The organism is Kitasatospora sp. NPDC041988 (genome assembly GCF_055588525.1).
In genome coordinates, this window is the sequence record NZ_JBVJCO010000003.1 from 249725 (window position 1) to 261396 (window position 11672).

Annotated in this window: 12 protein-coding genes; 5 read left to right on the forward strand and 7 right to left on the reverse strand. The window is 74.8% G+C overall.

Features of this window, described 5'->3' with window-relative positions; all coding sequences use genetic code 11:
- Positions 1 to 322: 322 nt before the first annotated feature.
- Both ACZ6NC_RS05845 and pdxR read right to left on the reverse strand, forming a co-directional pair.
- Positions 323 to 1471 (reverse strand): glycoside hydrolase family 3 N-terminal domain-containing protein, encoded by a 1149-nt coding sequence (locus tag ACZ6NC_RS05845; protein WP_465729383.1) that lies wholly within the window; start codon positions 1469 to 1471, stop codon positions 323 to 325.
- Positions 1472 to 1696: 225 nt separating this feature from the next.
- Positions 1697 to 3178, reverse strand: coding sequence for a MocR-like pyridoxine biosynthesis transcription factor PdxR (gene pdxR, locus ACZ6NC_RS05850; protein ID WP_465729385.1), 1482 nt, complete (start codon positions 3176 to 3178; stop codon positions 1697 to 1699).
- Between the two features lie 29 nt (positions 3179 to 3207).
- On the opposite strand from pdxR, the gene ACZ6NC_RS05855 reads away from it, so the two are divergent.
- Positions 3208 to 4077: a methyltransferase domain-containing protein gene (locus ACZ6NC_RS05855; RefSeq protein ID WP_465729387.1), complete on the forward strand. Its 870-nt coding sequence runs from the start codon at positions 3208 to 3210 to the stop codon at positions 4075 to 4077.
- 12 nt (positions 4078 to 4089) lie between these two features.
- Here the strand turns inward: ACZ6NC_RS05855 and ACZ6NC_RS05860 are convergent, their stop codons facing one another.
- Positions 4090 to 4593, reverse strand: a complete 504-nt coding sequence (locus tag ACZ6NC_RS05860) for a MarR family winged helix-turn-helix transcriptional regulator (RefSeq protein WP_465729389.1) — start codon at positions 4591 to 4593, stop codon at positions 4090 to 4092.
- A 98-nt stretch (positions 4594 to 4691) separates the two neighbouring features.
- Between ACZ6NC_RS05860 and ACZ6NC_RS05865 the strand changes: the two genes are divergently transcribed.
- Both ACZ6NC_RS05865 and ACZ6NC_RS05870 read left to right on the forward strand, forming a co-directional pair.
- Positions 4692 to 5630 carry an EamA family transporter gene (locus ACZ6NC_RS05865; RefSeq protein WP_465729391.1) on the forward strand — a complete coding sequence of 313 codons (939 nt, stop codon included), beginning with the start codon at positions 4692 to 4694 and terminating at the stop codon, positions 5628 to 5630.
- Between the two features lie 49 nt (positions 5631 to 5679).
- Positions 5680 to 6318, forward strand: a complete 639-nt coding sequence (locus ACZ6NC_RS05870) for an NAD(P)-dependent oxidoreductase (protein WP_465729393.1) — start codon at positions 5680 to 5682, stop codon at positions 6316 to 6318.
- A 120-nt stretch (positions 6319 to 6438) separates the two neighbouring features.
- Here ACZ6NC_RS05870 and ACZ6NC_RS05875 read toward each other — a convergent pair whose 3' ends face one another.
- Both ACZ6NC_RS05875 and ACZ6NC_RS05880 read right to left on the reverse strand, forming a co-directional pair.
- The gene (locus tag ACZ6NC_RS05875) at positions 6439 to 6975 is read right to left on the reverse strand and encodes a peptidylprolyl isomerase (RefSeq protein WP_465729395.1); all 537 of its coding nucleotides are present in this window, start codon (positions 6973 to 6975) and stop codon (positions 6439 to 6441) included.
- Positions 6976 to 7081: 106 nt separating this feature from the next.
- Positions 7082 to 7207, reverse strand: coding sequence for a hypothetical protein (locus ACZ6NC_RS05880; RefSeq protein WP_465729397.1), 126 nt, complete (start codon positions 7205 to 7207; stop codon positions 7082 to 7084).
- A 126-nt stretch (positions 7208 to 7333) separates the two neighbouring features.
- Between ACZ6NC_RS05880 and ACZ6NC_RS05885 the strand changes: the two genes are divergently transcribed.
- On the forward strand, positions 7334 to 8986 hold the full coding sequence (locus ACZ6NC_RS05885) for an alpha/beta hydrolase (protein WP_465729399.1): 1653 nt from the start codon (positions 7334 to 7336) through the stop codon (positions 8984 to 8986).
- A gap of 121 nt (positions 8987 to 9107) precedes the next feature.
- Here ACZ6NC_RS05885 and ACZ6NC_RS05890 read toward each other — a convergent pair whose 3' ends face one another.
- Together ACZ6NC_RS05890 and ACZ6NC_RS05895 are read right to left on the reverse strand one after the other, a co-directional pair.
- On the reverse strand, positions 9108 to 9473 hold the full coding sequence (locus tag ACZ6NC_RS05890; protein ID WP_396322183.1) for a hypothetical protein: 366 nt from the start codon (positions 9471 to 9473) through the stop codon (positions 9108 to 9110).
- Between the two features lie 113 nt (positions 9474 to 9586).
- Positions 9587 to 10477, reverse strand: coding sequence for a helix-turn-helix transcriptional regulator (locus ACZ6NC_RS05895; protein WP_465729413.1), 891 nt, complete (start codon positions 10475 to 10477; stop codon positions 9587 to 9589).
- A 157-nt stretch (positions 10478 to 10634) separates the two neighbouring features.
- Here ACZ6NC_RS05895 and ACZ6NC_RS05900 point away from each other — a divergent pair, with 157 nt between their 5' ends.
- Entirely contained in the window at positions 10635 to 11489 is an 855-nt protein-coding gene (locus ACZ6NC_RS05900; protein WP_465729401.1) for an NAD-dependent epimerase/dehydratase family protein, read from the forward strand.
- The last annotated feature ends 183 nt before the right edge of the window (positions 11490 to 11672 follow it).

Here is an 11672-nt window from a genome sequence, read left to right on the forward strand (position 1 = left end):
CAGCAAGTACCCCAGGCCTTGAGGAAGATCCAACAATTGACTTGCCATCGAAGGCCTCCTCACTGCGGCCGGTAATCCAAAAATGCCGCCTCCGTGCGCGGGCCCAAACACCGACAGGATTGCCCGACCTACCGGGCCCTTACCCTGCGAAAGCAATAGGATATCGTGACACGCTGTGACACGGTGGTAACAGATTCACATTTCCGACAAGTGCTTCGTGAAAAAAGCATTTCACTTTGCGCCTGGATGTCAATGCCCGTCCGAGACCGGACACGGGCCGGTGTAGCGCTGTCCACGCAGGCCGAGGGTGGCCGAGCAGCACTCACGAACCGGCGAGGGAGGAGCGCAGGGCGTCGACCCGGTGGAGGGCGTCGAGGAAGGCCCCGCGGTCCAGGCTGCCGCTGTCCAGGCCGTCGGCCAGGGCGCCGGCGGCGGCGTCGCCCTGGGACACGTCGCGACCGGAGCAGAGCAGCAGGTCCATGCCCGCCCCTGCGGCGGCGAGGGCGCGGGCAGGGGTGTCGCCGTAGGAAGCCAGGGCGCCGGCTTCGAGGGCGTCGGTGATGGTGACGCCCTGGAAGCGGAGGCGCTCGCGGAGTTCGCCCTGCACGACGGCGGGCGAGAGGCCGGCCGGGCGGGCCGGGTCCAGGGCGGGGTAGACGGCCCAGGAGGTCATGACCAGTCGGACGCCGGCGGCGATGGCGGCGCGGTAGGGCTCCTCGCCGCGGGCGCGGAGCTCGGCGAGCGGGACGGGGAGGGTGACGGGGCCCTCGTCGGTGTTCAGCCCGCTCGCGGCGGAGCCGAGGCCGGGGAAGTGCTTGGCGGTGGTGGCGACACCGAGACCCTGTTGGGCGGTGAGGAAGGCGGCGCCCAACGTGGCCACCACGGAGGGGTCTTGGCCGTAGGAGCGCTCGGAGTGGTCGATGAAGTTGTCAGGGGTGTCGTAGACGTCCAGGACGGGGGCGAGGTTGGTGTTCAGGCCGGCGTCGGCGAGGTTGCGTCCTGCGCCTGCGCCCGATCGGGCGGCTTCGGCGACCGGGTCGGGGGCCAATCCGGTACGGCGGGCGGAGAGTTCGGGCGCACCGGGGAGCCGGCGGACCTTGCCGCCCTCCTGGTCGGTCATCAGCAGCAGCGGCCGGGCGCCCGGCGCCTCGGCGGCGGCCTGGTTCAACTGCCCGACCGCGACGTGGAGTTGGTCGGGTGAGACGATGTTGTCGCGGAACAGGATGACGCCGGCCGCCCGGCCCTCGCGGATCGCCTGGAGCAGGTCGGGCGGCGGCGTCGGGCCACGGTAGGAGTAGACGATCCGCCGGCCGGCGAGCAGCCGGGAGTCCTCGGTCGGCATGGGGGTGTTCCTCTCCGCGATGGGCGGCGGCCGGTGGGTGCCGCGCGCCGTACCGGCCGGGGCCGGGGTCAGGGCGGTCAGCAGCAGGGCCAGCGCCGCGCAGCGGGCGGTCCGCCGGAGCGACGGCATGGGGCCTCCCGGGGCATGGGACGGGGCTGGACACGAGGGCTCGGCACAGACGGGGCTTGGCGACGGACGGGGCGTGGGGCAGCGGGGCGTGGGGCAGGCGGCACGTGGGGCGGGCGGGGCCGGGCACGGGGCTCGGGTCGGAGCGTGGGGCGGGCGGGGCTGGGTGATCCGGTGCGCCAGGCTATCGGGATCCGGCCCGGCCGGGCCCCGCACGACGCGCCCCCATTACCCCATCCGCCCCAACAATCGACCCAGCACGGCGACGCCCTCCGCGAGGTCGCCCGGCGCGCCGGCCGCGTAGCCCAGCACCAGCCCGGGCGGGTGCGGCAGCCGGGCGTGCCAGGAGAGCGGCTGCACCTTGACACCGTGCGCGAGCGCTGCCGTCGCGAGTTCGGTGTCGGAGCAGTCGAGCCCGGCCGGGAAGGTGACCATCAGGTGCAGACCGGCCGCCGCGCCGTGCACGACGGCGCCCGGCAGGTGCGCGCCGATCGCGGCGATCATCGCGTCCCGCCGCCGCCGGTGCCGCGGGCGCAGCAGGCGCAGGTGGCGCTCCAGCTCACCGGTCTCCATGAGCCGGGCCAGCACCAGTTGCGGAAGGGCGGCGTTGCCGAGGTCGGCGAAGCGTTTGGCGGCGAGGACGGCCTCGCGGTGGCGGGCCGGCACGAGCAGCCAGCCGGTGCGCAGGGCGGGGGCGAGCAGTTTGGAGACGCTGCCGGTGTAGCAGACCTGTTCGGGGAGGACGGCACGCAGCGCGGGCACGGGGGCGCGGTCGTAGCGGTGTTCGGCGTCGTAGTCGTCCTCGATGACGAGGCCGCCCTCGCCGGCCCAGCGGAGCAGTTCGCGGCGCCGTTCGCCGCCGAGCACCACGCCGGCCGGGAACTGGTGGGCGGGGGTGAGCAGCACGGCCGGGGCGCCGGTGGCGCGCAGGGCGTCGACCCGGATGCCGTCGGCGTCGACCGGGACGGGCGGGGTGGCGGTGAGCCAGTGGCCGAGGTGCTGGCGGGTGCCGAGCGAGCCCGGGTCCTCGACGGCGACCTCGGTGATGCCGGACCGGCCGAACACCTGGCCGAGTAGGGCGAGGGCCTGGGCGGCGCCGGCGACGATCAGCACCTCGTCGGGGTCGGCGCGGATGCCCCGGTTGCGGGCGAGCCAGTGGGCGACGGCCCGGCGGAGTGCGGGGGTGCCGCGCGGGTCGCCGTAGCCGAACTCGTGGGCGGGGAGCCCGTGGAGGACGGCGCGTTCGGCGCGCAGCCAGGCGGCCCGCGGGAAGGCGGCGAGGTCGGGGACGCCGGGCGAGAGGTCGATCCGGGCGGGGGTGGCGCGCAGCGCGTCGAAGCTCTCGGGGGCGGGCGCGGCCTCGAACAGGGCGGGCGCCGGGGCGGGCGGCCCGGCCGGCGGGGGCGGCGGCGCGGGGGTGGCGACGACGACGGTGCCGCCCCTGCCCCGCCCGGCGATCTGGCCCTCCTCGGTGAGCCGCCGGTAGGCGTCGGTGACGACCCCTCGGGAGACCTTCAGTTCCGCGGCGAGCACCCGGGTGGCGGGCAGCCGGCTGCCGGCGGGGAGGCGGCCGTCCGCGATCGCCCGGCGCAACCGCCGCGCCAGCCAGTCGGCGAGCCCGCCGGGCGGGGCGTCGGCGGTGTCGAGCTGCAGGAAGTCGACTCCGGCAGTTTTGGACCTGTCGACGGCCGGCTCTTTGGACCTGTTCACCGGTCCATTGTGCGGGCCAGGCTGGGGTCATGACGACGGAAACGACATTCCCGGAGACCACCTCGCCGTCGCGGGCCGCCGGCCCCGCGGAGAACCACACCTATGTGCACGGCTACTCGACGACCGAGGCGCAGCGGCTCGGCGACCAGGCGAACACCCTCGCGGAGCTGCTGCACGCGGGCACGGCGTACCCGGCGGGCAGCCGGGTACTGGAGGCGGGCTGCGGCGTCGGGGCCCAGACGCTGCACCTGCTGGCGGGCAGCCCCGGGGTGCGGCTGACGGCCGCCGACATCTCGGCCGACTCGCTCGCCCAGGCCCGCGCCCGGGTGGCGGCGCACGCGCCCGGCGCGCAGGTGACGTGGCACCACGGGGACCTGCACGAGCTGCCGTTCGCCGACGGCTCCTTCGACCATCTCTTCGTCTGCTTCGTGCTGGAGCACCTGGCGGACCCGGTGGCCGCGCTGGCCGCCCTGCGGCGGGTGCTGAGGCCGGGCGGCACGATCACGGTGATCGAGGGCGACCACGGCTCGGCGTTCTTCCACCCGGAGAGCCCCGCCGCCCGCGCGACGGTGGACCACCTCGTCCGGCTGCAGGCCGACGCGGGCGGCGACGGCCTGCTCGGGCGCCGCCTGTACCCGCTGCTGACGGAGGCGGGGTTCCACGACGTCACCGTCCGCCCGCGCACCGTCCATGCGGACGGGAGCCGCCCGGAGCTGGTCGAGGGGTTCACCCGCCGCACCTTCGTCGCGATGGTCGAGTCCGTCCGCCCCGCCGCACTCGCGGCAGGCCTCACCACGGCGGCCGCCTTCGACGAGGGCATCGCCGACCTTCGCCGCACGGCGGAGGACGGCGGGACGTTCCACTACACCTTCTTCAAGGCGGTGGCGGTCAACTCGTAGCGAGCGGGCCCGTTACCGCGCGTCGTCCCCGTCGCCCAGCGTGGTGAGCAGGGTGCGCAGGGCGGCCACCAGGGCCTCGGTCTGGGAAGCGTCGAGGTCTGCCAGGATGCGCCGTTCGGTGATGAGGTGGTCGGGGAGGGCGCGGTCGACCAGGGCGTGGCCTTCGGGGGTGAGGGCCACGTCGCGGCTGCGGCCGTCGGATCCGCTGGGGGTGCGGGTGACCAGGCCCCGGGCCTCCAGCCGGTCGAGGCGCTGGCTGATCGCGCCGGAGGTGACCATCGCGGACTGCATCAGCCCGGTGGGGGTGAGCCGGTAGGGCGGGCCGCTGCGGCGCAGGGTGGCGAGGACGTCGAAGGAGGCGGCGTCCAGGTCGTGTTCGGCGAAGTTCCGTTTCAGCTCGGCTTCCACGAGGCGGGAGAGCCGCTTGAGCCGGCCGATCACCTCCATCGGGGAGACGTCGAGGTCGGGGGGCTCCGCGCCCCACTGCCGCACGAGTCGGTCCACATGGTCTGCCACCGGTCCAGCCTAAACGATGCCTTAGCGGTGAGATACCTCACACCACCCGATTCACCCGACCGAGGTCAGATGCCTTAGCGCTGAGATACATTGGCTTAGTGCTAAGGAATCGACTCGGAATCGTGCTGGTGACCGCTCTCGCCCCCGCCATCTGGGGGTCGACCTACCTCGTCACCACGGAACTGCTCCCGCCCAACCGCCCACTGCTCGCCGCGGTGCTCCGCGCCCTGCCCGCCGGACTCCTCCTCCTCGCCGTCACCCGCCGCCTCCCGACGGGCAGTTGGTGGTGGCGCTCGCTGGTGCTGGGCGCGCTCAACATCGGCGTCTTCATGGCCCTGCTCTTCATCGCCGCCTACCGCCTGCCCGGCGGGGTCGCCGCCACCGTCGGCGCCGTCCAGCCGCTGATCGCCGCAGGACTCTCCGCCGGACTGCTCGGCGACCGCCTCTCGCTGCGCACCCTGCTCTCCGGCATCGCCGGCGTGGCCGGCGTCAGCCTGCTGGTACTGCGGGCCAACGCCCAGCTCGACGCCATCGGCATCGCGGCCGCGCTCGGCGGCGCCGTCGTGATGGCCACCGGAGTCGTCCTCTCCAAGCGGTGGACCTCACCGGCCCCGCTGCTCGCCACCACCGGCTGGCAGCTCACCGCGGGCGGCCTGCTGCTGGTCCCGGTCGCGCTCCTGGTCGAGGGCGCGCCGCCGTCCCACCTCACCGGCGCCAACCTGCTCGGCTACGGCTACCTCAGCCTGATCGGCGCCGCCGTCTCGTACGCGCTCTGGTTCCGCGGGATCCGCGCGCTGCCGCCGACCTCCGTCACCTTCCTCGGGCTGCTCAGCCCGGTGGTCGCCACCGCCCTCGGCTGGCTGGCCCTCGGACAGGACCTCTCGCCCGTCCAGGCCGTCGGCGCGGTGATCGTGCTCGGCTCGCTGGTCGCCGCCCAGACCCAGCGGCCGCGCGCCGCCACGGCGCCGCTCACCCGGCCCGTGGACGAGCAGCGACCCGTGGACGAGCAGCGCCCTGTGCGCGAGCACGCCGCCTAGACCTCCGGCCGCTCGACTCCCCCATCCCCACCGATCTCTGGAGAACCCCATGCGCATCACCGTGTTCGGCGCCACCGGCAACGTCGGCAGCCGCGTCATCGCCGAGGCCTTCGCCCGCGGCCACCAGGTCACCGCCGTCCTGCGCGACCCGGCCCGGCCGCACAGCCTGCCGGCCGAGGTCACGATCGCCACCGGCGACGCCCGCAACGCCGAGGACGTCAACCGGCTCGCCGCCGGCCAGGACGTGGTGATCAGCGCCACCCGCCCGGCGCCCGGCAGCGAGGGTGAACTGGCCACCGCCACCAAGGGCCTGCTGGCCGGCCTGGCCGGAACGGGCGTGCGGCTGCTGGTCGTCGGCGGCGCCGGCAGCCTCACCCTGCCCGGTGGTGGCGGCGCCACCGTCATCGACGGCCCCGACTTCCCGGCCGGCTGGCGCCCCATCGCCCTCGCCTGCAGCGAGCAGCTCGACCTCTACCGGGCCGACACCGCGGTCGACTGGGCCTACCTCAGCCCCGCCGCGCTCCTCGCGCCGGGCGAGCGCACCGGCCGCTACCGCCTCGGCCGGGACGAACTGGTCGTGGACGCCGCGGGCACCTCCGCCATCTCCATGGAGGACCTCGCCGTCGTCCTCCTCGACGAGGCCGAGCACCCCGCCCACCACCGCACCCGCTTCACCGCGGCCTACTGAGTGGCCCGGGAGCGACCCACCGGGCGCAGCGCGGGCGCGACCGTGCGCCCGGGCCCTCACTTCGTCGGACCGACGATGCGGGGGCCCGGGCGCGGCGGCGTCAGGGGGTGACGCGCGCGATCAGGAGGTGACGCGCTCGATGGTGACCGTCCGGAGGACGACGTCCTCGACCGGGCGCTCATCGGGAGCGGTCTCGGTCTTGGCGATCGCGTCCACCACGTCGGCGCCCTCGACGACCTCGCCGAAGATGGTGTGCTTGGTGTTGAGGTGCGGGGCCGGGCCGACCGTGATGAAGAACTGCGAGCCGTTGGTGCCCCGGCCGTTCCGCTTCCCGGCGTTGGCCATGGCCAGCAGGTAGGGCTTGTTGAAGTAGAGGTCCGGGTGGATCTCGTCGTCGAACTCGTACCCCGGGCCGCCGACGCCCAGGCCGAGCGGGTCGCCGCCCTGGATCATGAAGCCGGCGATCACACGATGGAAGACGGTGCCGTCGTAGAGCCGGTCGTTCGACGTCTTTCCGGTCTCCGGGTGCGTCCACTCGCGCTCGCCCTGGGCGAGTTCCACGAAGTTACGGACGGTCTTGGGCGCGTGATTCGGGAACAGCCTGACCTTGATCGTGCCGAGGGTCGTGTCCAGCGTCGCGATGAGGCTCTCTGCCACCGTGTGTCTCCTGCGTCGAAGGGCCGGGGGACGAGCCGGAGCCGCCCCCGCATTTCCGCGCATACAGTAGTCGACCGGTCGCGTTTGGAGACGAGCTGGCGGCCCGTCAGCGGAAGCCCCCGGCAGCGCGGCGGCCCGGGGCCGCCTCGCGTGCCACGGTCAGCGTGTAGGTGGTGGAGTCGCCGCCGCTGTCGACGTCCCTGGCCGTCACCTTGCCGGTCTCGCGCCGCACGCAGTCGGTCCCGGGCGTGTGTGCCGCCGTGCCGACAGGGGAGCAACCCGGCGTTCTTGTAGCGAAGTTGTGGAGATTCCGGCCAGAGGGGCGGGCCTGGTGTCCCTACCTACACCCCCAAGACGGGTGCCCACCCCATCGATCGCCCTGCTCCGGGCGGCCAGGATCAAGAACGTGAACGTGAACGCGACCATGACCAGCCCTGCCCCGTCCGCCCCTCCCCGCACCGGCACCCGTACCGGCCCCGGCACTCGCCGGCGCCGGACACCGCTCGCCGCCCTGACGGCCGCGCTGCTCGCCGCCGTCACCCTGCCCGCCACCGCCGGGGCCACCGGCGCCTCGGCCATACCTGCCACGCCCGCCGTCCCGGCCCGGTACGCCCAGCAGCACCTCGCCTGGCAGCCCTGCGCCGAGGAGCCCTCGCTGGAGTGCGCCACCATGGCCGTCCCGCGCGACTGGCACCACCCGGCGGACGGCCCGGACCTCACCGTCGCCGTCTCCCGGCACCGAGTGGCCGACCCCGCCCAGCGGCGCGGCACGCTCCTCATGGCGGCGGGCGGCCCCGGCGGCAAGGGCCTGCTGCGCCCGGCCGGCTTCGTCCACGACGCGCCCGCCCTCGGGGCCGCCTACGACGTGGTCGGCTTCGACCAGCGCGGGGTGGGCCACAGCACCCGGGCCGTCTGTCAGACCCCCGAGGAGTTCCAGGCCTTCTTCGCCGGGGACTTCCGCGACGACTCCCCCGCCGCACGGGAGCGCGTCATCGCCGACTCCCGCAAGCTGGCGGCCGACTGCGAGCAGCGCAGCGGCGGCCTGCTGCCCTACCTGACCACCGAGCAGACCGCCCGCGACATCGACCTCTTCCGCGCCCTGCTCGGCGAGCGGCGGATCACCTACTACGGCCCGTCCTACGCCACCATGATCGGGGCGTACTACGCGACGCTCTTCCCGCAGCGGGTCGAGCGGATGGTGCTGGACAGCAACATCGGCTTCGACGGCAGCTGGGAGCAGTTCCAGCTCGGCCAGCCGATGAGCTTCCAGCGCCGCTTCGAGGAGGACTTCCTGCCCTGGCTCGCGGCACGCGACAGCACCTACCACTACGGCTCCACCCCCGCCGAGGCCAAGGCCCACTGGGAGCAGCGGCGCGCCGCCCTGCACGACGACCCGCTCGTCGACGGCACCCTGACCATCGGCCCCAACCAGCTGGACAACGGCACCATCCAGGGCATCTACCGCATGGACAACGGCTTCTCGCTGCTGGCCACTTCACTGACGGCGCTGGAGGACTGGCCTGGTGCCGACCCGGCCGCCCGGGCGACGGCGCGGCGGGTCTTCGGCGACTACCTCAGCCCGGAGTTCGTCGCCGAGTTCTTCTCGGTGACCTGCAACGACACACCCTGGACCCGCGACCTCTCCGTCTGGGCCGCCCGGGGCGCCGAGAACGCCGCCCGGTGGCCACTGGTGGGCGCCCGGACGCTGGCCTTCGCCGCCGTCTGCGCCACCTGGCCGGCCCCCACCGCGCCGAAGGTCCGGGTCACCGGCGCCGGGCTGCCGCCCACGCTGATGCTCAACTCGGTGCACGACCCGGCCACGTACTACGAGGCCGCCCTCTCCGCCCACCGCGCGTTGCGCGGCTCCCGCCTGGTGACGGTCACCGGCAACGGCGACCACGGCCAGTACCCCGGCCCGAACACCTGCGTCCGCGACGTCGTCGAGTCCTACCTGCTCGCCGGCCGGATCCCCGCGCGCGACCTCACCTGCCCCTCCCCTCAGGTGAGTTGACCGGGGCGTCATGATGCCACCGGCCCGCGGACGCGGCGTGGCCGCCGGACGGACTCCGGCGCCCACGGGGCAGGAGCGGGGTGTCAGGGTACTCAGGGGCGGTCAGGTACTCAGGGGGCGCTCAGGGGCGATCGAGGGTGATGGAGTTGACCGGGGTGAGGTCGGCCCAGACGCCGTTCTGGGCGGGCATGTCGTAGTTGCAGTTGGTGCCGTTGTAGCCGAGGCACAGGTGGGAGTGGGCGCCGCCGGACTGGTTGTTGAGGACCCAGTGCCAGCCGGTCTTGTTCTGCAGGTTGTGGGCGCCGTAGCTCCAGAACACGTCGGTCGGCGGGGTGGAGGTGGGCGCGCCCTCGCCGTAGACGCAGACCGCCCCGTACGGGCAGCCGTCCCACGAGCCGTCGGCGGCCTGGGCGCCGGTGGTGCCGAGGGCGGTCATGGCGGCGGTCGCGAGGGCGAGCGCGGCGGCGGCGTGGATGATCTTGCGCATGGGTGGATCTCCCTCTGGTGTGGCTGGTCTGGCCAGTGGTCAGCAGCCTAGGAGGGGTGCGGCGGGAGCGGTCCCTGACAGATGACAGGGTCACGGCGCCGGGGCCTGGCCGCTCAGCGGCCCGACCGGTCGGCCGCGGTCACGACGGAACGCCCCCCCGGCTCCGGGGCCGCGAGGTCCTGCCGGCCGACGACGCGCAGCAGCTCCAGCCGCTCCGCCGTGTCCGAACCCGCGGAGGCGGTGTAGACCAGCAGCAGCTGGTCCTGGCCGCCGGTCGCCAGGACCTCGCAGTCGAGGTCGAGCCGGCCGACCACGGGGTGCAGGACGGTCTTGCGGCTGCTGCGCCGGACGGCGACGTCGTGCTCGTCCCAGTAGGCGGCGAACTCCTGGCCGGTGGCCCGCAGCCGGTCGAGCAGGGCGGCGAGGTGCGGGTCGCCCGGCCGGGCGGCGTGGGCCGCGCGCAGGTGGGCGACGTGGGCGCGGGCGAGGGTGTCGTGCTCCTCGGGTGGGAAGAGGGCGCGGGCGGCGGGGTCGGCGAACCAGCGGACCGTCATGTTGCGCAGGTGAGGCGCCCGGTCCGCCGTGTCGCCGAGGAGCGCGGCGGCCATCGGGTTCTGGGCGAGGACGTCGCCGACATCCGAGACGACCTGGGCCGGAGTGTCGTGCAGGCGGTCCAGGATCAGCAGCAGGCCGGGCCGGATGTGGCTCAACGGGCTGTGCCGGCGCGGTGGTTCGTGGCCGGCCAGGTGGAAGAGGTGGTCGCGTTCGTCGTCGGTCAGGCGCAGCGCGCGGGCGAGGGCGGCGGCCAGTTGCGGCGAGGGCTGGGGGCCGCGCCGCTGTTCCAGCCGGGCGTAGTAGTCGACCGAGAGCCCGGCCAGGTGGGCGACCTCCTCGCGGCGCAGGCCCGGCGTGCGGCGGCGGGCGCCGGGCGGCAGGCCGACATCGGCGGGGGTGAGGCGTGCGCGACGGCGGGTGAGGAAGTCGGCGAGGGCCGGTCGGTCGATCATGCGGTTCAGCATCGCGCACCGGCGGGATGCCGGGCCAGGGATTGCCGATCCCTGGTTGAGGAGGTCTCTCCCACCGCCGCGGCAGGCCCGGCAGAGTCTGTCGCGGCGGCCGGACGGGCCGACCAGCGGGCGGAGAGCCGACGAGGAGTCGACGATGACGGTGTTTCTGGTGACCGGGGCGACGGGACAGGTCGGCCGCAGGTTCGTGCCGCGGCTGGCGCAGTGGGCCGGCGCGGACGCGGTCCGGGTGCTGGTGCGGAACGAGGCGCGGGCCGCCCCCCTGGCCGCGCTCGGCGTGCAGGTGGTGGCCGGCGACCTGCGGCAGCAGGTTGACCGGGCCCGTGCGCTGGAGGGCGCGGACGTGGTCGTGAACGTGGCGGCGGCGTTGCGCGGGGTGCCGGACGAGGAGGCGTTCGCGGTGAACCGGGACGCGGCGGTGGCGCTGGGCCGGGAGGCGGCCGAGGCCGGAGTGCGCCGGTTCGTGCACACCAGCACCAACCTGGTGTACGGGCGCGGGCTGGGCCGTCCGGCCGTCGAGGCGGACGGGCTGAGCCCGGATGCCGCCTGGGGCGCGTACGCCGCGTCGAAGGCCGAGGCGGAGGCGGGGCTGCGGGGGCTGGGCGACCGGCTGCCGCTGGTGGTCACCCGGCTGGCGTTCGTCTACGGCGAGGGCGACCCGCATCTGGCGGCCTCGCTGCACTGGGCCGGCGGGTGGCCTTCGCACCAGCGGCTGCCCGTGGTCCACCACGCCGACGTGGCGCAGGCGCTGTGGCGCGCGGCGGTCACGCCCGGTGTGGAGGGCCGGACGTACAACGTGGGCGACGACGCGCCGGTCACCGCCTGGGACCTGCACGAGATCAACGGCGTGCCGCAGCCGGCGGGCGCGGGCGGGCGCGACCTGGCCGACCCGTGGGACGGGCAGGTCTCGACCGCGGCGATCCGCCGGGAGCTGGGGTGGCGCCCGCTCTACCCGTCGGTGTGGACGGCCCGCGACGCCGGGGCGCTCTGAGGCTCACCCCGGCGCGCCGGCCGGCGCCGGACCAGGGGGACGGCCGTACGCCCACGAGCACGGCCCGGCCGGGGGGGGGGGGGGGGGGGGGGGGGGAAAAAACACACCAAAGAATCCCGGCCCGCCCCCCCGGCAGGGGGCGAAAAGGGACGGGGGGGGGGGGGATGGAAACCGTCGCGTAGT

Coding starts and splice junctions, on each gene's coding strand:
- ACZ6NC_RS05890 (WP_396322183.1), bottom strand. CDS start 9,473: ATGCGCAAGATCATCCACGCCGCCGCCGCGCTCGCCCTCGCGACCGCC.
- ACZ6NC_RS05855 (WP_465729387.1), top strand. CDS start 3,208: ATGACGACGGAAACGACATTCCCGGAGACCACCTCGCCGTCGCGGGCC.
- ACZ6NC_RS05900 (WP_465729401.1), top strand. CDS start 10,635: ATGACGGTGTTTCTGGTGACCGGGGCGACGGGACAGGTCGGCCGCAGG.
- ACZ6NC_RS05870 (WP_465729393.1), top strand. CDS start 5,680: ATGCGCATCACCGTGTTCGGCGCCACCGGCAACGTCGGCAGCCGCGTC.
- ACZ6NC_RS05845 (WP_465729383.1), bottom strand. CDS start 1,471: ATGCCGTCGCTCCGGCGGACCGCCCGCTGCGCGGCGCTGGCCCTGCTG.